The organism is Actinomadura sp. 6N118 (assembly GCF_044326415.1).
In the GTDB taxonomy this organism is placed as follows: domain Bacteria; phylum Actinomycetota; class Actinomycetes; order Streptosporangiales; family Streptosporangiaceae; genus Spirillospora.
Genome location: NZ_JBIRAZ010000006.1, coordinates 138,754 through 161,518 on the forward strand (window position 1 = coordinate 138,754; position 22,765 = coordinate 161,518).

Sequence of the window (22,765 nt, forward strand, 5' to 3'; positions counted from 1 at the left end):
AGAGCTGACCCCTAAGGGAGCAAGAGAGGAATCATGGCGGAGCTGACGATCCGTCCGGATGAGATCCGGAACGCGCTGGAGCGCTTCGTCCAGTCGTACGAGCCTGAGGCCGCCGCGCGCGAAGAGGTCGGCACCGTTGTCGATTCCGGCGACGGTATCGCCCACGTGGAGGGCCTGCCCTCCGCGATGGCCAACGAGCTCCTCGAATTCGAGGACGGCACCCGTGGCCTGGCTCTGAACCTGGACGCCCGTGAGATCGGTGCTGTTGTCCTGGGTGACTTCAGCACGATCGAGGAGGGCCAGAAGGTCCGCCGCACCGGCGAGGTCCTGTCGACCCCGGTCGGCGACGCCTTCCTCGGCCGTGTCGTGGACGCGCTGGGCAACCCGATCGACGGCAAGGGCGCGATCGAATCGACCGAACGGCGCGCGCTGGAGCTGCAGGCTCCGTCCGTCGTTCAGCGGCAGTCGGTCAAGGAGCCGCTGCAGACCGGCATCAAGGCCATCGACTCGATGACGCCGATCGGCCGGGGCCAGCGGCAGCTGATCATTGGTGACCGGCAGACCGGCAAGACCACGGTCTGCATCGACACGATCATCAACCAGAAGGAGGCCTGGCTCTCCGGCGACGAGCAGAAGCAGGTTCGCTGCATCTACGTCGCGATCGGCCAGAAGGGCTCCACGATCGCCAACGTGCGCCGCACCCTCGAAGAGGCCGGCGCGCTGGAGTACACCACGATCGTGGCGGCGCCCGCCTCCGAGCCCGCGGGCTACAAGTACATCGCTGCCTACACCGGGTCGGCGATCGGCCAGCACTGGATGTACCAGGGCAAGCACGTCCTGATCGTCTTCGACGACCTGTCGAAGCAGGCCGACGCCTACCGCGCCGTGTCGCTGCTGCTGCGCCGCCCGCCGGGCCGTGAGGCCTACCCGGGTGACGTCTTCTACCTGCACTCGCGGCTCCTGGAGCGTTGCGCGAAGCTGTCGGACGACTTGGGCGCCGGTTCGATGACGGGTCTGCCGATCATCGAGACCAAGGGCAACGACGTGTCGGCGTTCATCCCGACCAACGTCATCTCCATCACCGACGGCCAGTGCTTCCTGGAGACCGACCTGTTCAACCAGGGCGTCCGCCCGGCGATCAACGTCGGTATCTCCGTCTCCCGAGTCGGTGGCTCCGCGCAGGTCAAGGCGATGCGCAAGGTCGCCGGCACGCTGCGGCTGGCGCTGTCGCAGTACCGCGACCTGGAGGCGTTCGCCGCCTTCGCGTCCGACCTGGACGCGGCCTCCCGCGCCCAGCTGGACCGTGGTGCCCGCCTGGTCGAGCTGCTCAAGCAGCCGCAGTTCTCCCCGTTCCCGGTGGAGAAGCAGGTCGTCTCGGTGTGGGCCGGTACCACCGGTCAGCTCGACGACGTGCCGGTCGAGGACGTCCGCCGCTTCGAGACCGACTTCCTCGACTACATCGAGCGCAACGAGAGCGGCCTGCTCACCTCGATCCGCGAGACGGGCCAGCTCGACGACGACGGCCTGACCGCCCTCAAGGACGCCATGACGGAGTTCAAGAAGGGCTTTGAGACCAGCGGGGGCGACTTCCTCGGCGAGGACGAGTCGATCGAGCCGATCGACGAAGAGGACGTCGAGCAGGAAAAGATCACCCGCGTCACCAAGAAGGTCTGATCGGCGATGGCTGCACAACTTCGCCAACTCCGGCAGCAGATCAGGTCGGTGAAGTCGACTGCGAAGATCACCCGGGCCCAGGAGATGATCGCGACCTCGCGCATCGTCAAGGCCCAGAACGCGGTGGCGGCCTCCAAGCCGTACGCCGACCAGATCACGCAGGCGATCACCGCCCTGGTCAGCCACCATGTCAGCATCGATCACCCGCTGCTCAAGGAGCAGCCGGAGGACAAGCGGTCCGCCGTGCTCATCGTCACGAGCGACCGCGGGTTCTGCGGCGGCTACAACGCCAACGTCATCCGCGAGGCGGAGTCGCTGATCAAGGCACTGCGGGAGCAGGGCAAGGAGCCGCTGCCGTACCTGGTCGGCAACAAGGCCCTGACCTGGTACCGGTTCCGCGACCGCGGCATCGAGGCCGAGTGGACGGGCTTCAGCGACCGGCCGGCCTTCGCCGACGCGGAGCGGATCGGGCAGCGGCTGGCGGCCGACTTCCTCAAGACCGACGCCGAGGGCGGCGTCGGTGAGATCCACGTGGTCTACACCGAGTTCGTCTCGATGCTGACCCAGGCGGTGCAGGTCCGGCGGCTGCTGCCGCTCGACATCGAGGAGACCGCCAGAGAACAGGTCCCCCCGGCGTACGAGTTCGAGCCGACCGCCGAGACCGTGCTCGACCGGTTGCTGCCGGGCTACGTCGAGAGCCGCATTTACCACATGCTGCTCCAGTCGGCCGCGTCCGAGCACGCTTCGCGCCGCCGGGCGATGAAGTCGGCGACCGACAATGCCAATGAACTGATCGGGGTCTACACGCGCCAGATGAACCAGGCGCGGCAGGCGGCGATCACCCAGGAAATCAGCGAGATCGTCGGTGGCGCTGACGCGCTCGCCGATTCTGGCGGGGAGTAAGAATGACTGCACAGGTAGAAACGGCGACCGCCACCGGGCGCGTCGTCCGGATCATCGGCCCGGTCGTCGACGTGGAGTTCCCCGCCGACGCCATTCCGGGCATCTACAACGCGCTCAAGGCCGAGGTCACGCTCGGCGAGGACACCAAGACCCTGACGTTCGAGGTCGCTCAGGACCTCGGCGACAACATGATCCGCGCCATCTCGATGCAGCCGACCGACGGTCTGGTGCGCGGTGCTCCGGTCCTCGACACCGGCGGCCCGATCGCGGTGCCGGTCGGCGATGTGACCAAGGGCCACGTGTGGAACGCCCTCGGCGAGACCCTGGACGTTCCGACGGCCTCGCTCGAGGTCACCGAGCGCTGGGGCATCCACCGCAAGGCCCCGGCGTTCGACCAGCTGGAGTCGCGGACCGAGATGCTGGAGACCGGCATCAAGGTCATCGACCTGCTGTCCCCGTACGTCAAGGGCGGCAAGATCGGTCTGTTCGGCGGCGCGGGTGTGGGCAAGACCGTCCTCATCCAGGAGATGATCCGGCGCGTCGCCCGCAACTTCGGTGGCACCTCCTGCTTCGCCGGCGTCGGCGAGCGCACCCGTGAGGGCAACGACCTCTGGGTGGAGATGGACGAGGCGGACGTCCTCAAGGACACCGCGCTGGTCTTCGGCCAGATGGACGAGCCCCCGGGCACCCGTCTGCGGGTCGCGCTGTCGGCGCTGACCATGGCGGAGTACTTCCGGGACGTCCAGGGCCAGGACGTGATGTTGTTCATCGACAACATCTTCCGTTTCACCCAGGCCGGTTCCGAGGTCTCCACCCTGCTGGGCCGCATGCCGTCGGCGGTGGGCTACCAGCCCACCCTGGCCGACGAGATGGGTGTGCTGCAGGAGCGGATCACCTCGACCAAGGGTCACTCGATCACCTCGATGCAGGCGATCTACGTGCCCGCGGACGACATCACCGACCCGGCGCCGCACACCACGTTCGCGCACCTCGACGCGACCACGGTGCTCTCGCGTGCCATCTCCGAGAAGGGCATCTTCCCGGCGGTGGACCCGCTCGACTCCACCTCGCGGATCATGGACCCGCAGATCCTGGGTGCCGAGCACTACGCGGTCGCCCAGGAAGTGATCCGGATCCTGCAGAAGTACAAGGAGCTGCAGGACATCATCGCGATCCTCGGTATCGACGAGCTCTCCGAAGAGGACAAGGTCACCGTCAACCGGGCGCGGCGCATCGAGCGTTTCCTGTCGCACCCGATGTACGTGGCCGAGCAGTTCACCGGCCAGCCCGGTGTGACCGTGCCCAAGGACGAGACCGTCGCCTCCTTCAAGGCGATCGCCGAGGGCAAGTACGACCACATCCCGGAGCAGGCGTTCTTCATGTGCGGCGGCATCGAGGATGTCGAGAAGAAGGCCAAGGAGCTGGAGAAGTAGTCCGCTCCGGCGGGCCGGGCCCTGAACTCGCATCAGGCCCGGCCCGCCGGACCCGCTCCAGTATTCGGAGGATTGATACGTGGCAACCCTGAAGGTCAGCCTGGTCTCACCGGAGCGTGAGATCTGGTCCGACGAGGCCAAGATGGTGGTCGCCCAGACCATCGAGGGCCAGCTCGGCATCATGCCGGGTCACGCCCCGGTGCTGGGCATCCTGCTCGACGGCAGCGTGGTGAAGATCGAGCCCGCCGACGGCGGCGAGTGGATCAGAGCAGTGGTCGGCAGCGGCTTCTTCTCCGTTGCCGGTGACGAGGTATCGATCCTGGCCGAGCACGCCGAGCGGGGCAGTGAGATCGATGCCACGGCCGCCAGTCAGGACTTGGAGGCCGCCCGGGCAAGCGGTGGAGAAGGCTCGACGGCGGAACGGCGGGCCCGTGCGCGGCTGCGCGCGGCGGGCCTAGAGGCTTAGCCGGAACGGCGGGGGACTTGGGCGGGCACCTGGCACTGGACGTGGGCGGGGTGCTCGCCGCCGTCGTTCTCCTGGTCGCACTCCTGTTCGTCGCGATGTCGGTACGGCGATGGTTGTTCGTACGCGGCGGCGGCGCGGTGGAGTGCAGCCTGCGCGTGCTCGCGCAGGACGGCACCACGAGCGCCTGGCGGCTGGGCATCGGCCGCTACAAGGGCGATGTGCTCAACTGGCACCGCGTCTTCGGTTTCCGGCGCAGGCCCCGGCAGGTGATTCACCGCCGGGGCCTTGTCATAGCCGGGCGCCGCGTGCCCGAGGGGGAGGAGGCCGCCGGCCTGCTCCCGGACGTGACCGTCATCGAGGTACGGGACGGCGACCTGACCGCGGAACTGGCGATGAGCAGTTCCGCGCTGACCGGATTTCTCGCGTGGCTCGAAGCCGCGCCACCCGGCTTCCCGGTCGACCTCCCACAACACGAACCATAATTCGCGCGCCCGCGGCATTCGCGGGCGGTGGCGAGTCATTCACGGGCGACGAGTCATTCACGGGCGGTGCGTCATTCACGGGCGGCGACGAGCGCGACCGGTGACGGCCTGGTGGCCGACCATGAGGAAAGGACGCTCGCCGCCCCGGTCACCACGAACGACGCGACGGCCAGCAGCCCGAGCAGGCCCCACGGGACCGCCAGGACCTGCACCCCGCCAGGCCCCGGCCGGAATCCCGCCAGCGCGCCCGCGGCCACCACGGCGCCCAGGAACAGCCCGATGAACGTGACGGCCGCCGACTCGATCAGCGCCATCCGGACGACCTGAGTCCGGCTCAGCCCGGTCACGCGGGCGACCGCGAACTCGGTCCGCCGCTCGGCACCGGCGATCACCACCGCGTTGATGACGGCCACCGCCGCGTAGAGGCCGGACAGGCCCATCAGGACCGCCATGATCCCCATCATCCCGCGTTGCTGGACCGCGACCCTGTCATCGGCCCACTCCGCGACCGTCCGGACGCTGCCGATCCCGGCGGCCCGAATCCGTTCGCCGACATCCTGGGACGATTCCCCCTCCGCGACTTTGACCAGGGTTTCGGCCGGTGCGTTCGCGGTGAGCTCGGCGGGGATCAGATCGAGGGGCACCAGGAAGGTGTCGCCCCCGTTCTCCAGGGTCTCCGGGAGCCGGGCGACGATCCGCAGCCGCAGCGTCCGCCCGCCGATCCGGGCGGTCACGCTGTCGCCGCGTACGCCCTGAGCCGCCAGCCGAGGCCCGACCGCGACCGTGTAACCGCGCAGTCCGCCCAGCGACCCCGACCGCGGTACGAGGCGGTGCGTGCGCTGGTAGGCCGCGGGATCGATCGCTGAGATCCCCGAATGGTGCGTCCGCCGGTACGTCCGGTGTCCCACGCGGTGCCGGGACGTCACCGAGATCTCCACCGGCACCTGCGGGGAGGCGACGGCCACACCCTGGATCCGCGCGAGCCGGGCGGCGTCGGTGCCGGTCGAGCCGACGACCAGGTCCGCGTCCGTGATCCGCCGCAGGTCGGCTCCGGTGGCGCGGGCCAGCGAGCCGAGCGCGCCGCTGAGCCCGATGAGCAGCGCGACGAGCACGATGAGGGGCGCGGCGGTCGAGGCGTTGCGCCGTACCCCGTCCCGCAGGTTGGCCTGGGCGAGCTCGCCCAGCGGGGTGATCCGCAGGGCGGCACCGAACAGGCGCCCGACGAGCGGCACGGCCAGCGGGCTCAACCGGCTCAGCGCCACCGAGCCGAGCACCGAGACGGCCATCGCGATGAGCAGTGCGCCGAGCAGATCCGCGGACTGGCCCGCCGCCACCAGCAGGATCGTGAGAGCCAGCGCGCCCAGTCCGACGAGCCAGCGGCCCGCGGTCATCACCCGACCGGCCCCCGGCCCGTGCCGGACGGCGTCCAGGGGCCGGAGCCGCGCCGCGTTCCAGGAGGCGGTCAGCACGCCGAGGACGGCGACCCCGATCCCCACGCTCAGCGACACCGGCACGATCCCGAACGACCATCGTGCGGCGAAACCGCCGGGCAGCAGACCGATCTTCACCAGTGACCACGACTGGACCCACGTCGCGGGCAGCCCCAGAACGATGCCGAGCAGGCTGCCGGTCAGGCCGAGCAGCACCGCCTCCGACAGCAGCAGCCGGACCAGTTGCGACCTGCTCCCGCCGACCACCCGCAGCAACGCCAGTTCCCGGCGCCGCTGCGCCACCGTGAAGGCGAACGTGGAGCCCACGATGAAGACCGCGAGGAACACGGCGAGCGGCACGGCCATGCCCAGCAGGGTCGCGGCGCCCACGTACCCCTCCCGGATCTGCTCGGCCTCCTTGCCCGACACCCCGGGCGGGATCTCCGGCTCACCGGTGGACAGCAGCACCAGGATCGAGGACTGGACGAGGGCCACGCCCAGCGTCACGGTCAGGATGGCGCCGGCGAACAGCGGCCAGCGTTCGCGGAACGTGCTCAGCGACAGCCGCACCATCGGCTCAGCCCTCCAGCCGGGCGAGACGGTCGGCGACCTCCAGCGCGGACGGCCGGACGATCCTGTCGACGATCCGGCCGTCGGACAGGAACAGCACGGCATCCGCTTTGGCGGCGGCGCCCGGATCATGGGTGACCATGACGATGCACTGGCCGGCCTCGTCCACCATGCGGCGCAGCAGCCCGAGCACCGTCCGGGCCGAGCTCGAGTCCAGCGCTCCGGTCGGCTCGTCGGCGAAGAGCACGGCGGGCCGGGTGGCCATGGCCCGGGCGAGCGCCACGCGCTGTTGCTGGCCGCCGGACAGCTCGCGTGGCCGGTGCCGCACCCGGTCCGCCAGCCCCACCTCGGTGAGGACGGCGTGCACGTCCTGCCGCGATGCCCTGCTCCCTGCCAGCTTCAGCGGGAGGGCGACGTTCTGCTCGGCGGTGAGGGAACCGATGAGGTTGAAGTTCTGGAAGACGAAGCCCATCGTGCGCCGCCGCAGTGCGGTCAGGACGCCGTCGGATGCGGCGGTGATGTCCTTTCCGGCGAGCAGGACCCGTCCGGAGCTCACCCGGTCGAGACCGGCCGCGCAGTGCAGCAGGGTGGACTTTCCGGAGCCGGACGGCCCCATCACGGCTGTCCACGAACCGCCGGGGAACGTCACACTGACGTCGTCCAGCGCCCGGACGCGGGAGGTGCCCGAGCCGAACTCCTTGGTCACGCCGTGCAGCTCTGCCGAATGCCGGAGGGGATGAGGAGGAGTCGCGATCGCCATACCTCGCATCCCACTCCGTCGGGGGCCGCCCCGGCATCACGGTGGTCACCCGACTTCGGGTATGCCTGGCCCTACCCGAGGATCATGTCTGGGGCCCATTCCGGCACATCCGCGCTGGTAGGTAACGTACGCCTGTGCCGATCACCACCGGGACCGATCCTGGGACCGATCCCGCCCCCACGCCCGCGCGGGCTCCGCGGACCGCGTTGGAGGCGGCCCGGCGGCGGCGGTTCCCGCTGGGGTCCTGGCCGTGGCGGTCGGCGGCCTACCTCCTCACCGGCGGGCCGATGGCCCTGGTGGCCGCGCCGCTCCTCCTGCTCGGCCTGCCCTTGGTCATCGCGGCCTCCGGGGGCGGCCCGGCCCGCATCACGATCTTGATCGCGCTGGGGACCGTACTGCTCGCCGGCGCGGGACCGCTGGTCGCGATGCCTGTGGCGTCCTGGGAACGGCGGCGCCTCCGCCTGGTGGACGTACGGCCGATCCGTTCGGGACACCACAGGCCTCCAGCGCCCGGGGCGTGGGCCTGGCTCCGGACCCGTTATACCGAGCCCGCCACCTGGCGCGAGCTCGGTCACGCCCTCCTGCTGGCCACCGTGGCGCCCGTGCTGGCCTCCGTTCTGGCGCTGGCGCTGCTGGTCCTCGCCATGTTCCTGCTGAGCCCGCTGCTGGTGCTCGGGAGCGACCGCCCGCTGGCGCTGGGCGCGGGCAAGGCCGCCACGGTCGCGGAGACCGTCCCGTACGCGGCCGGCGCGGCCGTGGCGGTCGCCGTGTTGCCATACGGTCTCGCGTTGCTGGCGGGCGCCTGCGCGTCGGTCGCCCGTGTGCTCCTCCAGGGCGGCTCCAGCGAACGGCTGCGTACCGAGCTCGTCGAGGTGTCACGGTCCCGGGCCAGGCTCGTCGACGCCTTCGAGGCCGAACGCCGCCGCATCGAGCGCGATCTCCACGACGGCGCGCAGCAGAGCCTGCTGGGCCTCACCCTGCAGATCGGGCTGGCTCGACTGGACCTGCCGCCCGGCTCCGCGGCCGCGGAGAACCTCGACTCGGCGCACAGGCAGGCGAAACAGCTCATGGTGGAGCTGCGGGAGCTCATCCACGGCATTCACCCTCGGGTGTTGACGGACCGCGGCCTGCCCGCGGCCCTGGGAGAACTCGCCGACCAGTCGGCCCTTCCCGTGGCGGTCGAGGGCGAATTGCCCGGGCGGTTGCCGGCGCACGTGGAGGCGACGGCGTACTTCGTGGTCGCTGAAGCCCTCGCCAACGCCGCCAAGCACAGCGAGGCGACGCGTATCGGTGTGGGGGCGCGCTGGCGGGACGGCCTGCTCACCGTCGAGATCCAGGACGACGGGAAGGGCGGTGCCGACCCGGCCGGGGGCACCGGGCTGACCGGCCTCGCCGACCGGGTCGCCGTGATCGACGGCAGAATGCTGGTGTCGAGCCCACTGGGGGGACCGACGTTGCTACGCGTGGAGCTTCCGTGCACTCTGATCTGACCGCCCGGGTCGTACTGGCTGAGGACGGCGTCCTGCTGCGCGAGGGACTCGCCGGGCTGCTCGCGCGGTTCGGGTTCGAGGTGATCGCCGCCGTGGGCGACGCGGAGGCGCTCACGGCCGCCGTCGCCGAGCACGCCCCCGACCTGGTGGTCACCGACATCCGGATGCCGCCCGGCTTCACCGACGAGGGACTGCGTGCCGCGGTGGAGCTGCGCCGGACCGACCCGGAGCTGGCGGTGGTCGCGCTGAGCCAGTACGTGGAGCTCAGCTACGCCGCCGACCTGCTCGACTCGGGTGACGGACGGCGCGTGGGTTACCTGCTCAAGGACCGGGTGGTCGACATCGAGGACTTCATCCGCGCGCTGCGGGCGGTGCTGGACGGCGGCACGGTGGTGGACCCGCAGGTCGTACGCCAGCTGCTGCGCCGCCGCGGAGACCCCCTGTCGGCCCTCTCGCCGCGCGAGCACGAGGTGCTCGCGCTCATGGCCGAGGGCCGTTCCAACACCGCGATCGCCCAGGAGCTCGTGGTGTCCGACGCGACCGTGGGCAAGCACGTGGGCAGCATCCTGGCCAAGCTAGACCTGCCGCAGACGGACGACACGCACCGTCGGGTGCTCGCCGTCCTGGCCTTTTTGCGCGCCGAGTCCACCACCCGCTAGACCTGGGTCCGCTAGACCTGGGGCCGGGAGATCTGGGTCAGGCGGGGCGGATGCGGATCGTGCCGTCCTGGGTCGAGGCCTTGATCTTGCGCTGGGCGTGGGACTCATTGCGCAGGGTCGGGTCGATGTGGCGGCCGCCGGTGTCGGTGGAGAGGCTGATCGCGTACGGCTGCGTGCTCGGGACCGACAGCTCCACGGCGCCCGTGTCGGTGCGGGCGTCGACCGTGGCCGGCGGGGTGGTGAGCCGGATCCGGATGGCCCCGTCCTGCGTGCGCGCCACGAGCCGGTCCGCCTGCAGCCCGGCGGAGCCGATCGCCCCGGTGTCGGTGGTGAGTTCGGCGGTGGTGGCCTGCCCGGACACCTTGATCATCCCGTCGCTCGTCTTGGCGAACAGCGAGGTGGTCTTGACGTCGTCGACGGTGATCCTGCCGGTGTCGGTGGTCACGCGGACCGTGCCCCGGAGCCCGGCGACGTTGACGGCGCCGTCGTCGTTGTGGAGGTTGAGCGCCATGCCGCGCGGGACCTGGATGCGGTACGAGAGGCCGCAGCTGCTGAAGCCGATCACGTTGCCGTCGCACCGGGACCGCAGCTTGAGCGTGTTGCCCTCGGTGACGTGCTCCGGCTTGGGCTTGCGGCGCTCGCTCGACCAGGTCAGCCGCTCCACCACCTTCACGCCCGGTGAGTCGGAGCCGACGACCTCCACACTGCCGTTGTCGGACTTCAGATCGATCGTGGTGACTGCGCCGGTGACCGTGTACGACCGTTCCTCATGGTGCTTGGCGCCGTCGACATCGAGGCTGCAGCCGCTCAGTGCGGCGGCCGACACCACCGCGCCGGCTGCCAGCGCCGTACCCGTCATGGTCTTCACGTCGTCTCCCACCGCTCTTCGGACTCCCCGTACTGCCCAAAGCTTCGCTTGTGGAGCCGGGACCGGCCAGGAGGCAGCCGGGAGTCTTCATGGTGGGGTTAGCCCCACCCTGGGCTCAGCGTTCGCCGCCGGGCTTCCACAGGACGTCGCCGTGCTTTGCGTTGGCGACTCGGCAGAGGATGAACAGCAGGTCCGAGAGCCGGTTGAGGTAACGCGCGGTGAGCGGGTTGACGCCGCCCTCGACGTGCGCCTCCTCAGTCGCCGCGCCGTGGGCCTCGATCGCCGCCCAGGCGCAACGTTCGGCCCGCCGTGACACGGTGCGGGCGACGTGGAGCAGGGCGGCCCCGGGCGTGCCGCCGGGAAGGATGAAGCTGCGCAGCGGCTCCAGCTCCGCGTTGTGCTCGTCGCAGGCGGCTTCGAGGAAGTCGACGTACGAGGCGTCCACGCGCAGTGGTGGGTACGCGGGCTCCGCGACGACCGGGGCGCACAGGTCAGCGCCGACATCGAAGAGATCATTCTGGATCCGGGTCAGGAGTGCGACGAGCGGCTCGGGCAGGGAACCGAGGGCGAGCGCGGTGCCGATGGCGGCGTTGGCCTCCTCCACGTCGGCGTAGGCGGCCAGCCGCGGATCGGTCTTGCTGGTACGTGACGCGTCGCCGAGAGCGGTTGTGCCGTCGTCTCCGGTGCGGGTGTAGATGCGGGAGAGCACGACCGGGGTCTCCCTGTTCTTCGCCATGAGGGCCAGCCTACGACGGACATGCACAAAATGATGTTCGGTAGGGTTTCGCTTACTTTCTCGGGTGGGCATGACAGTTCGGAGGCGGCCGTGTACGACCACATCATCGTGGGGGCGGGCAGCGCGGGATGCGTGCTCGCCGCTCGGCTGAGCGAGGATCCCGGCACCAAGGTGTTGCTGCTGGAGGCCGGGCCGCCTGATGACGCCCCCGAGATCCACATCCCGGCCGCGGTCGGTTCGTTGATCAGGGGCCCGTACGACTGGAACTACGACACCGTCCCGCAGGAGCACGCCGCGGACCGCAGGGTCTACTGGCCGCGGGGCCGCACGCTGGGCGGCAGCTCGTCCACCAACGCGATGATCTACATCCGCGGGCACCGGTACGACTACGACACCTGGCGCGACTCGTACGGCTGCGACGGCTGGGGCTTCGACCAGCTGCTGCCGTACTTCCGGCGTGCCGAGGACCAGCAGCGCGGCGAGTCCGACCTCCACGGCGTCGGCGGCCCGCTCCGGGTCGAGGACCTTCGCTACAAGCACCCGCTCAGCCAGGCCTGGGTGCGGTCGGCCAAGGCGTACGGCCTGGCCGCCAACAACGACTTCAACGGCGCCGAGCAGGACGGCGTCGGCTTCTACCAGGTCACCCACAAGCGCGGGAAGCGCTGGTCGACTGCTGACGGCTACCTTCGCCCGGCGCTGTCCCGGCCCAATCTGAGCGTGGTGACCGACGCCCTCGTGACCCGTGTACTGATCGAGAACGGCCGCGCCACCGGCGTCGCCTACGAGGTCCGCGGCGAGACGGTCGAGGCGCGCGCCGAGGGCGAGGTCGTGCTCTCCGGCGGGGCGATCAACAGCCCGCAGCTGCTCATGGTGTCCGGCGTGGGCCCGGCCGACCACCTGCGTGAGCACGGCATCGACGTGCTTGTCGACGCGCCGGTCGGCCAGGGCCTGCAGGACCACGCGTTCGTGAACGTCATGTTCGCGACGCCCCGGCACAAGGCGCTGTGGGAGCTCGCGAACGCCCGCAACTTCGCGCTCTACCAGGCGCTGGGCCGCGGCCCGTACGCCTCGAACATCGCCGAGGCGGGCGGCTTCGTCCGCACCGTCGAGGGTCTGCCCGCCCCCGACCTGCAGTACCACGTGCTGCCGACCCCGTTCGTCAAGCAGGGCCTGGTCGAGTCGTCCAAGCGGGCTCTCTCGGTCTTCGTCACCACCCTCGCGGTCGCGAGCCGCGGCACGCTGACGCTCCGTTCGGCCAGCCCGTACGCCAAGCCCCTGATCGATCCGGCCTATCTCGCCGACAAGGCGGATCTGGACACCATGGTCGCGGGCGTCCGCCAGGCCCGGGAGATCGCCGCGACCGGCCCGCTGGCCGGGCTGGTCGGGGGCGAGTGGTCGCCGGGCGAGCAGGTCGACGACGACGCCTCGCTCCAGGAGTTCGTCCGCAAGGAGTGCGCCACCCTCTTCCACCCGACCAGCACGTGCGCGATGGGCGGTGGCGGCGCCGTGTGCGACCCCGAGCTCCGGGTACGCGGCGTCGAGGGACTGCGCGTCGTCGACGCCTCGGTCATGCCGGCCGTTCCGCGCGGGAACACCAACGCCCCCACCATCGCCATCGCAGAACGCGCCGCCGACCTGATCAGGGGCCGCGTCGCCCTCAGCTGAACCGGCGGCTGGCCCTCCTCACCCGGACCGGCGGCTCCACTCAGCGCTTGTAGTGCTTGCCGTGGAGCATGGTGACCATCTGGAGGATCCGCGCCATCTCCTTCTCGGTACGCGAGAACGAGGCGAGGTTGCCCGGGATGGCGAAGCGCTGGCGGGTGATGGCCTTGGCCCGGGCGAACTCACGGAGGCCGTCGGCGCCGTGGATGCGGCCGAAGCCCGACTCGCCGACGCCGCCGAAGGGCAGCGCGGCGACCTGGGCGAACGCGGCGAAGGCGTTGATGGAGGTCATGCCCGAACGCATCCGGCGGGCGACGTCCATCGCGCGGGCCTTGTTGCCGGAGAAGATCGTGCCGGCCAGGCCGTAGCTGGTCCCGTTGGCCTTCTCCAGCGCCTCTTCGAGGTCCTTGACCCTGTGCACGGTGATCGTGGGGCCGAAGGTCTCCTCGCACACCGCGGCGGAGTCATCGGGGACGTCGGTGAGCACGACGGGCTCGACATAGGGCTTGCGGACCGACGCGGCGCCTCCGACGACGGCCCTGCCGCCCTTGTCGAGGGCGTCCTTGATGTGCCGTTCGATGATGTCCAACTGGCCGGGCATCGTGATCGGCCCGTACGCGGCCTCGCGGTCGAAGCCGGGCCGCAGGTCCTTGGCCTTCTCGGTGAGCTTGCCGAGGAACGCGTCGTAGGCGGAGTCGACGACGTAGATGCGCTCGACGCCGATGCAGGTCTGCCCGGCATTGGACATCGCGCCCCACAGCGCGGCGTCGGCGGCGGCGTCGAGGTCGGCGTCCGCGTCCACGATGCAGGCGTCCTTGCCGCCGCACTCGGCGACGAGGGGAGTGAGGTTCTGCGCGCAGGCGGCCATGACCTTCTTGGCGGTACGGGCCGAACCGGTGAACGCGATCTTGTCGACGCCCGGGTGGGCGGCGAGTGCGCCGCCGGTCTGGCCGAGCCCGGTGATGGTCTGGAACACCGGGCGCTCGGGCACCACGGCCGCGAAGAGCTCGGCCAGCAGGACGCCGACGCCGGGGGTGAACTCCGACGGCTTGAAGACCACCGCGTTGCCGGCCGCGAGCGCGTACGCGATCGAGCCCATCGGCGTGAAGATCGGGTAGTTCCACGGGCCGATGACGCCGACCACCCCGAGCGGCTGGTACTCCAGCACGCACTTCTGGTTGATCGCGATCATGCCGGGGAAGACGTTGCGCGGGCCGAGCACCTTCTGCGCGTTGCGGGCGGCCCAGTCCAGATGCGTGATGGCCATGATCGTTTCGAGCTGGGCGTCCTGCACCGGCTTGCCGGTCTCCTGGTGGATGAGCTCGGCCATGCGGTTGAGGTTGCGGGTGAGGGAGCCCTTGACGTTGAGCAGCCGGAGCCGCCGTTCCTTCCAGCCGAGGGCCTGCCACCATTCGGCCGCGTCGCGGGCCTGCGCGACGATCTCGGCGACCGCCTTCTCGTCGTGGACGGGATGTTCGGCGACGACCTCGCCGGTCGCCGGGTTCAGCGACTCGAAGCTCGTGCTGCTCTCCGTGGCGACGGACATGAGGAACCTCCCGGGAACGGGCCGACTCGGCAAGCGCAGTAAGTATCCACTTGCAGCGGATACCGGCTAGTAAAGCACCTTATGCCCGCAGGTGGCGATGGTGTCTCAGACGTCCGGGATCCAGCTGCCGTGAAAGCCCGCCGGAACGCGGCGGGGCAGCCGCACCGAGGCGGTCCGGGAGAGATCGGACGCGTCGAGGACGAGCAGCTCGGAGCGGGTCCCGGCGAGGTCGGAGACGATCGACAGCAGCCAGCCCTCGTCCTCGGCTCGCGCGCCCTGGGCGGGGACGAAGACGGCCTCGCCGGGCGTCAGGTCCGGTCCGAGCTCGAGCGCCTCCGACGACCCGGTGCGCAGGTCGTACTTCACGATCGCGTCGTCGGCCGCCGTGTAGAGGAAGCGGTGCGGACGCCCCGTACGCGAGTCGTCGTGCGTCGGGAACTCCACGCCGCGATCGTCCAGCGTCTCCTCGGCGACCTTGCCGGACGCCGGGTCGAGCGTCCAGCGGTGCACCCGGGCATTGCCGGTGGACGCCGCAGCCTGCGCAGGTCCCGCTGTGGCCTGCGCAGGTCCCGCCGCGGCAGCGGTCTCCTGCCCGGGACCTCCGATGGTCGGCCAGAACGCGGTGAACTCCTCCGGCCGGTACCGGGCGGCGTCGAGCACCACCCGGCCCTGGGCGTCCTCGTGCGCGTTGCCGACGTGGAAGACGTAGCAGGGGTCCACGTCGAACCAGCGGACCGCGCCCGCCTGCGATCCGGTGTGCGTGTCGCGGGGCATCACACCGATCCGGGCGCCATACGTGTCGTCCCAGCGATAGGGCATGCCGCCGGTCACCAGCTCCAGGTCGAACACCACCGGCAGGTCGAGCCAGACCACGTGGTGTTCGGTGATGGCGAAGTCGTGCATCATCGTCGGGCCGGGCACCTCGATCTCCCGGCTCTCGACCAGGCGCCCGTCCGCCGACAGCCGGTGGTAGGTCAGGTACGGCGGCATGAAGCCGTACCCGAAGAACAACAGCTCGCCGGTGACCGGATCCTGCTTGGGATGCGCGGTCATCGCGCTGGTCAGCCGCCCGTCGAAGTCGCACGGCCCCACCGTCTCCAGCTCCGGCGTCAGCTCGTACGGGAACCCGACCTCGACCAGCGCGAGGATCTTGCCGGCGTGCGGGATGACGTGCGTGTTGGCCAGCACGGCCGTCCGGTCGATGGTCAGGTCGTCGGCGATGAACGGGGTGCCGTCGGTGAACGGGCGGGTGCGGACCCAGCGGTTGCGGTACCACTCGGCGCGGCCGTCCCGCAGCCGCACGCCGTGGACCATGCCGTGACCGGTGAACCAGTGGCTGGAGTCCTGGCCGGGCAGCGGGTTGGGCCCGTTCCGGAAGTAGCGGCCGGTGAGCTCGTCTGGCAGCGTGCCGGTGACCTCCAGGCCGATGGCGTCGATCTCGTCGGGCACAGGTGTCAGGTGTCCGGCCAGCCAGGCGGGCCTGGCGGCGGTCTGCTGCTCGGTCTGTCGCTTGGCCTGTTGTTCTGTCTGCTGCTTGGCCTGTTGCTCGGTCTGCTCGCTCACGCCGGCGCTCCCCGATCTTCCAGCCTCGACATGTCGAACGTAAGTAGGGCTGAAGCGACATGTCAAAGCTGGAAGCCCGATCAGCTGAAGGCGGGGGCGTGGTCGGTCGCCCACTCGGCGAACGTGCGGGCCTTGTGACCGGTGATCTGCTCGAACTCCGGATACACCTCCGCCGGGGTGTCCACGAAGTTCGCGAACATTCCCAGCATCGCGTCCGCGAAGGGCGCGGGGATGCCCTTGCCGAGCATCGCCTCGCGGGCGGCCTCGGGGGCGAGCTCCTCGTAACGCACAGGCTTGCCGATGGCCTCGCCGATGATCCGGGCCTGGTCGGCATGGGTGAGCGACTCGGGGCCGCTGAGCACCGGCTTGGCGCCGACGAGGTCATCGGTGAGGAAGGCCTGGGCCGCCGCTTCGGCGATGTCCCGTTCGTGCATCGGCGTCGTGTGCGCGCGGGCGTACGGGCCGCGCACCACTCCGTCCTCGCGGATCTGCCCGGCCCAGTCGAGCGTGTTGGCGGCGAACGCGCCGGGCCGGAGGAACGTCCATTCCAGGCCGGACGCCTCGATTTCGCGTTCACCCTCCAGGTGGTGCTGGCCGATCAGGTTGGCCGGGTCGTCCTCGCCCAGGCAGGACATCGACGACAACATCACGACGCGGCGGACGCCGTTCGCCTTGGCCTTGGCGAGCAATTCGCCGGGACCACTCCAGGACGTCGCCGGGTTGAAGAAGACCGCCTCGACGTCGTCCATGGGGGCCTCGTCGGCGCGGGCGACCTCGGCGCCGCTCGGCAGCTGGGCGGTGGCGGGGTCGCGGCTGAGCGCGCGGACCTTCTGGCCCGCAGTGAGCAACTCGGCGACGAGGTGCCGGCCGACGTTCCCGGTGGCACCGGTAATCAAGATCATCTGTTTCTCCTCAAGGTTGGACGGAGCCAAGCTTCAACCAATTGGATGAGATTGTCAAACAGTCGGTTGGATGAATACTTCACCCGTCCGGCTACCATGACGTCATGAAGGAGACGCCATGAAGGAGACGGCGAGGCGCCCGCGACGCGCGCCCGCACCAGGGGAGCGCAAGGTGGACGCCGAGCGCTCCCGGCGGCTGCTGCTCGACGCGGCGCTGGACGAGTTCGCCGCCAAGGGCTACGCGGGGGCCCGGGTGCAGGACATCGCCGATCGGGCCGGCGTCAACAAGCAGTTGATCAACTACTACTTCGGCGGCAAAGAGGGGCTCTACGACGAGCTGGGCCGGCAGTGGCTGGAGGAGGAGGCCGAGTTCAACAAGGCCGGGCTGCCGCTGGAGGAGCTGGTGATGCGCTACCTCCGGCCGACGCTGGACGATCCGCGCAGCTCACGGCTCCAGGCCTGGCGGAGCCTGACCGAGGATCCCGACGACATCGCCGACCCGGGCCGAGAGGACCTCTCCGACCTGGAACGCCGTCAGAAGTCAGGCGAGCTGGCCGAGGAGCTCGATCCGGCCACCGTCATGCTGGTCCTGCACGCGGCGGTTTCCGCGCCGGCCGTGATGGGGCTCACCGTTCGTCGGATCTACGGCCTGGATCCCGACTCACCCGAGTTCAAGGAACGGTACGAGGAGCAGCTCTGTCGCATCATCCGCCGCCTGGCAGCCGACCTCAAGCCGGAAAGCCCTGGAGCGTGACTCGCCCTAGCGGCGCCCTAGCCGGGCAACTCCACGGTGACCGTCGTGCCGCCGCCTGAGGCACCGCCGTTGGTGACGGTGACCGTGCCGTTGTGGCGTGCCGCCCGGCGGCGCAGGCCGACCAGTCCGAAGTGCTCGCCCGTCTCCGCGTCGGGCCCAGCGGCCGTGCCGGGGGAGAACCCGGTGCCGTCGTCGGTCACCGTCAGCCGCACCAGCGCGTCCTCGTAGACGAGCCGCACGGTGACCGAGGTCGCGGCTGCGTGCTTGCGCACGTTCGTCAGCGCCTCCTGCGCGGCACGCAGCAGCACGACGTCGAGGTCGGGCGCGAGCGTGCGCGGCGTCCCGTCGATCTCGTAGGACGCGGTGGCTCCGGTCTGCTCGCCGAACGTCCGCGTCAGGTGGCGCAGCGCCTCCGACACCGGGGCGGCGTCGAGCGCCACCGGAGGCCGCGCCGCGATCAGCGCCCGGGCCTCGGCGAGGTTCTCGCGCGCCGTCCGGATCGCGGGCTTGAAGATGGTCTCCCGCATCGGGTCGTCCGGATCGAGCCGCCGCTCCGAGGCCTGCAGCAACATCAGGATCGCGAGGAAGCCCTGGGCGAGGGTGTCGTGGATCTCGGCGGCGAGCCGGTCGCGTTCGGCGACGACCCCGGCGGCGTGCGACAGCCGTGCGACCTCGGCCTGACTGGCCTCCAGCCGATCGATCAGATCGGCGCGTTCCCGGCTCTGCACCAGGATCCGTTCGATCCAGAAGCCGATGAACAGCGCGAACGTGGTCGTGAGGACGCCCGTGGCGATGAGCCCCGGCACCATCTCGGCAGACTCCTGCCGGTCCATCAGGACCGTGGCGAGAGGGAGCAGATTGACGGCGACCACGGCGACCACGGCCCGCCGCAGCGGCAACAGCTGGAAGCAGTGCGGCACCAGGGCGAACGCCGCGAACCATGCCCCGTTCACCAGGAACGCGGCGGTGCCGTAGAGGCCCAGCATCGCGGTGATGTAGGCGTATCCCCGGGCCGTTCCCACGTTGTCGGCCTGGATGGGCTCCCGCGCGACCAGGAAGTAGAGCGGGAGGATCGCGGCCAGCAGCCCGGCCGACCACCAGCGTCCGGTGCCTTCTGGGATCCCGAACGCCACCAGCACGATCGTCGCGACCAGCACGACGACGGTGTAGATGTCCCAGACGGCCTGCAGCCGCTCCCAGACATGCCGGGTGTGCTGCTGAGAGGGAGTCACCCGGTCAGTATGTCCCGGCCGCCGGGGCGCCTGGCCACATCTCGATCAGCCGCGCCAGAACTGGAAGAGGTAATGCCCCAGCTGGATCGGGATCTGGTCGAACTCCAGCGACACCCGGAACGGGAATTCACCCAGCCCGAGCGCGTCGGTCACGTTGTAGATCACGTCGAAGAACGCCTCGTTGATCGGCCCGATCCAGAGCAGTGCGATCAGGGCCAGGAAGACGTAGCCGCCATAGGCGTTGGCCTGGTCCACCCAGCGCCGCGGCAGGTAGGGCTCGATGATCCCGAACCCGTCCAGGCCGGGGATCGGCAGCAGGTTGAGGATGGCGGCGGTGACCTGGAGGAACGCAAGGAAGGCCAGCGCCGACCAGAACACCCCATGGCCCTTGTCGGCGAAGTTCTTGAAGACGACCGCCAGCATGATCGCGAACAGCACGTTGGACAGCGGCCCGGCGGCCGAGATCAGGCTGTGCCTGATCCTGCCCGGGATCACGTGCCGGTCGATCCAGACCGCGCCGCCCGGCAAGCCGATGCCGCCGAGCAGGATGAACAGCACCGGGATGAGAAAGCTCAGCGTGACGTCGGCGTACTTGGTCGGGTTGAGCGTCAGGTAGCCGCGCGTGGCCACGCTGTGGTCGCCCGACCGGTAAGCCAGGTAGGCGTGGCCGAACTCATGCACGCACAGGGTCAGGATCCACGCGGCGATGACGAAGCCGAACACCGACAACCGTGCCGGGCGGTCCATGACGTTGCCGTACCGCCATGTCATGAGGCCGAACAGGATCGTCGCCCCAACGATCGCGAGGAACACCGGGCTCGGTGAGACCGCGGAGCGCCCCCGCATCTGGTGTACCGATCCCATACTTGGTCCCTCTCGTTCCCGCGTGCCGGCGCTCATGCCCACCACGTCATTTGCTCGATCTTGACGCTACCGTCAAACGGGTGTGGCCCGTGTCAAGCCCCAACGATCACGGGCACCACGTACGTCCGGAGGAAGTGGCGCGTGCTCTCGCCCGGCCGGTCGCGATCCATGACGATCAGTGACGTGATGATACGGAAGAGGAACTCCACCGTGCCCTCCACCTCGATGTCCGGCCGCAGGCGCCGTTCGCGCTGGGCCAGGTCGAAGTAAGGCCGTACGTAGTCGCAGCACAGGTTGAGCACGTGCTCTGCCGCGGCCGCCACCACCGCCTGCATGTGCCCTGCGGCCTCCGGTACCAGGAACTGCGCCACCGTCGGTTGCCCGCGGACGAACGCGACCGCGTCCATGGTGCCCTCGACGATCGCGTCGGGCACCGACTTCTCGTGCCGTAGCCGTTCGCTCAGCGCGTCCAGGAACCGGCCGAGATCTCGCAGCACCACGGCGAGGATGAGCTCGTCGCGGCCACCGGTGATGCTCCGGTAGACGGTCGCCCGCGACAGTCCGGCTGCGGCGGCGATGTCCTCGACCGTGGTCTTGGCCACACCGAACCTGCCGAAGCACTCCTCGGCAGCGTCGATGATCCGCTCACGCGTGGAGTCAGTGGTCGCCGGGGGCATGCCTGAAGATTATCCGGAGGCCCCGATCAGTCCAGCGTGTAGTCCAGAGTCCAGGAGTGGCCGCCGTCCGGCATGACCTCGATGGTGCCCTGGCCCTGGATGCCGGTGAGCTCGCCGGTGCCCGACGTCGCCACGATCTCCCAGCGCAGCCATTGGCCCTCCGCGCCGCCGCCCGCGCTTTGCTGGAGGACGAAGGTGCCCTCCCGGCCGTGCAGGATCGCCCGGACGGTCTCCAGTCCCACGTACGCGGCGGGGCCGGCCTGTGTCTCCACGGTCAGGAGCTCGGCCGTGCTGGTGCCCACCATGTCGCCGTGGAAGGTCTTGCCGACCTGGACGCGGGACAGCTTGGTGCCGTTCTCCTCTTGGTACGGCTTCTCCGCGTCCCAGCCGTCGATATCGAACGTGCCACCGGCGTGAAGGCTCATGGACGCCATTTTGCCGGACGAGCGCTGGACGATGGGCTCAGAAAAGTGTGCCCTCGTGCTCGATTCCGCGCAGCGCGTCATAGTCGAGCGTCACGCAGTCGATGCCGCGGTCGGTCGCCAGCACCCGGGCCTGGGGTTTGATCTCCTGCGCTGCGAAGATGCCCCGGACCGGCGCCAGATGCGGGTCGCGGTTGAGCAGCTCCAGGTAGCGGGTGAGCTGCTCGACGCCGTCGATCTCGCCGCGCCGTTTGATCTCGACCGCGACCGTGGCGCTGCCTGCGTCCCGGCAGAGGATGTCGACCGGGCCGATCGCGGTCGGGTACTCCCGCCGGATCAACGTCCAGCCGTCGCCGAGCGTGGTGATGTGCTCGGCGAGCAGTTCCTGGAGGTGTGCCTCCACACCGTCCTTCTGCAGGCCCGGGTCGAGCCCCAGCTCGTGGCTGGAGTCGTGCTGGATCTCCTCGATGGTGAGGATCAGCCGTTCGCCCGACTTGGTGTGCGTGACGGTCCAGCGCGCGATCGCGCCGTTCTCCTCGTGCGGCTCCTCACGCAGCGAGCACGGGGGGTTCATCCAGTTGAGGGGTTTGAAGGCGCGGTCGTCGGCGTGGATGCTCACGCTTCCGTCGGCCTTGATCAGGATCAGCCTGAGCGCCATCGGGAGATGGGCGGTCAGCTTTCCGGCATAGTCCACACTGCAGCGGGCGATTACGAGACGCACGGTGCACCACCTTAGTGAGCCCGCCGGCAACGCGTACCCCACCCGCCGGACTCCGCAACAATGATCGGCGTGACCGAGATCCGCACCGCGCGCCGGGAGGACGAGTCGGTGCTGGCCGACCTCGACCGCCGCACCTGGTCGCCGCTCCACGCCGTGCTGCCGGAACCCCCGCCCGGCAAGCCGTTCTTCGATGTCGCGCATCCGCCGGGGCAGCACCTGGTCGCCGAACGCGGTGGCCGCGTGGTCGGTTACGTCCGGCTTGTGCAGCCGGTCCCCGAGCCCTGCGGCGATCATGTGCGCCAGATCCAGGGCCTCGCCGTCGACACCGCCGAACGCGGCGCGGGCGTCGGCCGGGCGCTGATCGAGGCGGCGTGCGCCGAGGCCGCGCGCCAGGGCGCCCGGCGCATCACGCTCCGCGTCCTCGGCTGGAACTCCGCGGCCCAGCAGCTCTACGAGCGGGCCGGCTTCAAGATCGAAGGTGTGCTCCGCGAGGAGTTCCATCTCGACGGCCAGTACGTGGACGACATCCTCATGGCCCGCTCGCTCAGAGCCGGTGACCTCCCTGAGACGAGTCCGCCTCTTTAGACGAGTCCGCCGCTCTAAGACGAGTCCGCCTGCCTAAGACAAGTCCGCCTGGGGGCGACGTCGATCTAAGGCGGCAGAGCGCCGGAAGTAAGGCGACGTCCCAATGTGAGGATGGGGGCCTTAGGCCGAACCTTGAGGATGTCGGGCCAGGAAGAACGGCCCGCACCACAAGGAGGGGTCATGTTCCACCACGACATCATGGACTCGGTGATGCAGGAGCGCGCTCGGGACCTCCGGGCCCAGGCCAAAGCCGACCGTGACGCCACCATCGTTCGCCGGGCCCGCAAGTTCTGGGAGGACCGGACGCTGCGCGCGCCCTCCGGCCGTTCGCGCGAGATCCGCCTGGCGGCCGAGGGCCGCTGACCA

At 70.0% G+C, this 22,765-nt stretch carries 23 protein-coding genes; 11 read left to right on the forward strand and 12 right to left on the reverse strand.

Annotation, left to right across the window (positions count from 1 at the left end; all coding sequences use genetic code 11):
- Nucleotides 1-33: 33 nt before the first annotated feature.
- The 5 genes from atpA to ACH34W_RS16990 all read left to right on the forward strand — a co-directional run bounded on the left by atpA (nucleotide 34) and on the right by ACH34W_RS16990 (nucleotide 4,958).
- The gene (gene atpA / locus ACH34W_RS16970) at nucleotides 34-1,674 is read left to right on the forward strand and encodes a F0F1 ATP synthase subunit alpha (RefSeq protein WP_395961846.1); all 1,641 of its coding nucleotides are present in this window, start codon (nucleotides 34-36) and stop codon (nucleotides 1,672-1,674) included.
- A 6-nt stretch (nucleotides 1,675-1,680) separates the two neighbouring features.
- Nucleotides 1,681-2,577: a F0F1 ATP synthase subunit gamma gene (locus tag ACH34W_RS16975; RefSeq protein WP_395961847.1), complete on the forward strand. Its 897-nt coding sequence runs from the start codon at nucleotides 1,681-1,683 to the stop codon at nucleotides 2,575-2,577.
- A 2-nt stretch (nucleotides 2,578-2,579) separates the two neighbouring features.
- Nucleotides 2,580-4,010, forward strand: coding sequence for a F0F1 ATP synthase subunit beta (atpD, locus tag ACH34W_RS16980; protein WP_395961848.1), 1,431 nt, complete (start codon nucleotides 2,580-2,582; stop codon nucleotides 4,008-4,010).
- A gap of 79 nt (nucleotides 4,011-4,089) precedes the next feature.
- Nucleotides 4,090-4,476 (forward strand): F0F1 ATP synthase subunit epsilon, encoded by a 387-nt coding sequence (locus tag ACH34W_RS16985; RefSeq protein ID WP_395961849.1) that lies wholly within the window; start codon nucleotides 4,090-4,092, stop codon nucleotides 4,474-4,476.
- 17 nt (nucleotides 4,477-4,493) lie between these two features.
- The gene (locus ACH34W_RS16990; RefSeq protein WP_395961850.1) at nucleotides 4,494-4,958 is read left to right on the forward strand and encodes a DUF2550 domain-containing protein; all 465 of its coding nucleotides are present in this window, start codon (nucleotides 4,494-4,496) and stop codon (nucleotides 4,956-4,958) included.
- Nucleotides 4,959-5,029: 71 nt separating this feature from the next.
- Here the strand turns inward: ACH34W_RS16990 and ACH34W_RS16995 are convergent, their stop codons facing one another.
- Nucleotides 5,030-6,961, reverse strand: coding sequence for an FtsX-like permease family protein (locus ACH34W_RS16995; RefSeq protein ID WP_395961851.1), 1,932 nt, complete (start codon nucleotides 6,959-6,961; stop codon nucleotides 5,030-5,032).
- Between the two features lie 4 nt (nucleotides 6,962-6,965).
- Nucleotides 6,966-7,718 (reverse strand): ABC transporter ATP-binding protein, encoded by a 753-nt coding sequence (locus ACH34W_RS17000; RefSeq protein WP_395961852.1) that lies wholly within the window; start codon nucleotides 7,716-7,718, stop codon nucleotides 6,966-6,968.
- A gap of 134 nt (nucleotides 7,719-7,852) precedes the next feature.
- On the opposite strand from ACH34W_RS17000, the gene ACH34W_RS17005 reads away from it, so the two are divergent.
- Entirely contained in the window at nucleotides 7,853-9,208 is a 1,356-nt protein-coding gene (locus tag ACH34W_RS17005) for a sensor domain-containing protein (protein WP_395961853.1), read from the forward strand.
- On the forward strand, nucleotides 9,193-9,867 hold the full coding sequence (locus ACH34W_RS17010) for a response regulator (protein ID WP_395961854.1): 675 nt from the start codon (nucleotides 9,193-9,195) through the stop codon (nucleotides 9,865-9,867). The genes ACH34W_RS17005 and ACH34W_RS17010 overlap by 16 nt, the downstream gene beginning before the upstream one ends.
- A 37-nt stretch (nucleotides 9,868-9,904) precedes the next feature.
- Here ACH34W_RS17010 and ACH34W_RS17015 read toward each other — a convergent pair whose 3' ends face one another.
- Complete coding sequence (locus tag ACH34W_RS17015; RefSeq protein ID WP_395962232.1) at nucleotides 9,905-10,726, reverse strand: DUF4097 family beta strand repeat-containing protein; 822 nt, start codon at nucleotides 10,724-10,726, stop codon at nucleotides 9,905-9,907.
- Between the two features lie 124 nt (nucleotides 10,727-10,850).
- The gene (locus ACH34W_RS17020) at nucleotides 10,851-11,471 is read right to left on the reverse strand and encodes a cob(I)yrinic acid a,c-diamide adenosyltransferase (RefSeq protein WP_395961855.1); all 621 of its coding nucleotides are present in this window, start codon (nucleotides 11,469-11,471) and stop codon (nucleotides 10,851-10,853) included.
- A 90-nt stretch (nucleotides 11,472-11,561) separates the two neighbouring features.
- Here ACH34W_RS17020 and ACH34W_RS17025 point away from each other — a divergent pair, with 90 nt between their 5' ends.
- Nucleotides 11,562-13,136 carry a GMC family oxidoreductase gene (locus ACH34W_RS17025; RefSeq protein WP_395961856.1) on the forward strand — a complete coding sequence of 525 codons (1,575 nt, stop codon included), beginning with the start codon at nucleotides 11,562-11,564 and terminating at the stop codon, nucleotides 13,134-13,136.
- Between the two features lie 40 nt (nucleotides 13,137-13,176).
- Here the strand turns inward: ACH34W_RS17025 and ACH34W_RS17030 are convergent, their stop codons facing one another.
- The 3 genes from ACH34W_RS17030 to ACH34W_RS17040 form a co-directional block, all read right to left on the reverse strand.
- Nucleotides 13,177-14,679 (reverse strand): aldehyde dehydrogenase family protein, encoded by a 1,503-nt coding sequence (locus ACH34W_RS17030; protein WP_395961857.1) that lies wholly within the window; start codon nucleotides 14,677-14,679, stop codon nucleotides 13,177-13,179.
- 105 nt (nucleotides 14,680-14,784) lie between these two features.
- On the reverse strand, nucleotides 14,785-16,242 hold the full coding sequence (locus ACH34W_RS17035) for a carotenoid oxygenase family protein (protein WP_395961858.1): 1,458 nt from the start codon (nucleotides 16,240-16,242) through the stop codon (nucleotides 14,785-14,787).
- Between the two features lie 80 nt (nucleotides 16,243-16,322).
- On the reverse strand, nucleotides 16,323-17,144 hold the full coding sequence (locus ACH34W_RS17040; RefSeq protein ID WP_395961859.1) for an NAD(P)H-binding protein: 822 nt from the start codon (nucleotides 17,142-17,144) through the stop codon (nucleotides 16,323-16,325).
- A gap of 118 nt (nucleotides 17,145-17,262) precedes the next feature.
- Between ACH34W_RS17040 and ACH34W_RS17045 the strand changes: the two genes are divergently transcribed.
- Nucleotides 17,263-17,898 (forward strand): TetR/AcrR family transcriptional regulator, encoded by a 636-nt coding sequence (locus tag ACH34W_RS17045; protein WP_395961860.1) that lies wholly within the window; start codon nucleotides 17,263-17,265, stop codon nucleotides 17,896-17,898.
- Nucleotides 17,899-17,915: 17 nt separating this feature from the next.
- Here ACH34W_RS17045 and ACH34W_RS17050 read toward each other — a convergent pair whose 3' ends face one another.
- The 5 genes from ACH34W_RS17050 to nucS form a co-directional block, all read right to left on the reverse strand.
- Entirely contained in the window at nucleotides 17,916-19,130 is a 1,215-nt protein-coding gene (locus ACH34W_RS17050) for a sensor histidine kinase (protein ID WP_395961861.1), read from the reverse strand.
- 45 nt (nucleotides 19,131-19,175) lie between these two features.
- On the reverse strand, nucleotides 19,176-19,994 hold the full coding sequence (locus tag ACH34W_RS17055) for a site-2 protease family protein (protein WP_395961862.1): 819 nt from the start codon (nucleotides 19,992-19,994) through the stop codon (nucleotides 19,176-19,178).
- A 92-nt stretch (nucleotides 19,995-20,086) separates the two neighbouring features.
- Nucleotides 20,087-20,671, reverse strand: a complete 585-nt coding sequence (locus ACH34W_RS17060; RefSeq protein WP_395961863.1) for a TetR/AcrR family transcriptional regulator — start codon at nucleotides 20,669-20,671, stop codon at nucleotides 20,087-20,089.
- Nucleotides 20,672-20,697: 26 nt separating this feature from the next.
- Nucleotides 20,698-21,096, reverse strand: a complete 399-nt coding sequence (locus ACH34W_RS17065; protein WP_395961864.1) for a DUF3224 domain-containing protein — start codon at nucleotides 21,094-21,096, stop codon at nucleotides 20,698-20,700.
- A 37-nt stretch (nucleotides 21,097-21,133) separates the two neighbouring features.
- The gene (gene nucS / locus ACH34W_RS17070; protein ID WP_395961865.1) at nucleotides 21,134-21,814 is read right to left on the reverse strand and encodes an endonuclease NucS; all 681 of its coding nucleotides are present in this window, start codon (nucleotides 21,812-21,814) and stop codon (nucleotides 21,134-21,136) included.
- Between the two features lie 69 nt (nucleotides 21,815-21,883).
- On the opposite strand from nucS, the gene ACH34W_RS17075 reads away from it, so the two are divergent.
- Both ACH34W_RS17075 and ACH34W_RS17080 read left to right on the forward strand, forming a co-directional pair.
- On the forward strand, nucleotides 21,884-22,399 hold the full coding sequence (locus ACH34W_RS17075; protein WP_395961866.1) for a GNAT family N-acetyltransferase: 516 nt from the start codon (nucleotides 21,884-21,886) through the stop codon (nucleotides 22,397-22,399).
- A gap of 180 nt (nucleotides 22,400-22,579) precedes the next feature.
- Complete coding sequence (locus ACH34W_RS17080; protein WP_395961867.1) at nucleotides 22,580-22,762, forward strand: hypothetical protein; 183 nt, start codon at nucleotides 22,580-22,582, stop codon at nucleotides 22,760-22,762.
- Nucleotides 22,763-22,765: the final 3 nt, after the last annotated feature.

Bases quoted from the DNA above. Each gene is read 5' to 3' on its own strand.
- atpA (WP_395961846.1), top strand. From the start codon at position 34: ATGGCGGAGCTGACGATCCGTCCGGATGAGATCCGGAACGCGCTGGAG.
- ACH34W_RS16975 (WP_395961847.1), top strand. From the start codon at position 1,681: ATGGCTGCACAACTTCGCCAACTCCGGCAGCAGATCAGGTCGGTGAAG.
- atpD (WP_395961848.1), top strand. From the start codon at position 2,580: ATGACTGCACAGGTAGAAACGGCGACCGCCACCGGGCGCGTCGTCCGG.
- ACH34W_RS16995 (WP_395961851.1), bottom strand. From the start codon at position 6,961: ATGGTGCGGCTGTCGCTGAGCACGTTCCGCGAACGCTGGCCGCTGTTC.
- ACH34W_RS17000 (WP_395961852.1), bottom strand. From the start codon at position 7,718: ATGGCGATCGCGACTCCTCCTCATCCCCTCCGGCATTCGGCAGAGCTG.
- ACH34W_RS17015 (WP_395962232.1), bottom strand. From the start codon at position 10,726: ATGACGGGTACGGCGCTGGCAGCCGGCGCGGTGGTGTCGGCCGCCGCA.
- ACH34W_RS17020 (WP_395961855.1), bottom strand. From the start codon at position 11,471: ATGGCGAAGAACAGGGAGACCCCGGTCGTGCTCTCCCGCATCTACACC.
- ACH34W_RS17030 (WP_395961857.1), bottom strand. From the start codon at position 14,679: ATGTCCGTCGCCACGGAGAGCAGCACGAGCTTCGAGTCGCTGAACCCG.
- ACH34W_RS17040 (WP_395961859.1), bottom strand. From the start codon at position 17,144: ATGATCTTGATTACCGGTGCCACCGGGAACGTCGGCCGGCACCTCGTC.
- ACH34W_RS17045 (WP_395961860.1), top strand. From the start codon at position 17,263: ATGAAGGAGACGGCGAGGCGCCCGCGACGCGCGCCCGCACCAGGGGAG.
- ACH34W_RS17055 (WP_395961862.1), bottom strand. From the start codon at position 19,994: ATGGGATCGGTACACCAGATGCGGGGGCGCTCCGCGGTCTCACCGAGC.
- ACH34W_RS17060 (WP_395961863.1), bottom strand. From the start codon at position 20,671: ATGCCCCCGGCGACCACTGACTCCACGCGTGAGCGGATCATCGACGCT.
- ACH34W_RS17065 (WP_395961864.1), bottom strand. From the start codon at position 21,096: ATGAGCCTTCACGCCGGTGGCACGTTCGATATCGACGGCTGGGACGCG.
- ACH34W_RS17080 (WP_395961867.1), top strand. From the start codon at position 22,580: ATGTTCCACCACGACATCATGGACTCGGTGATGCAGGAGCGCGCTCGG.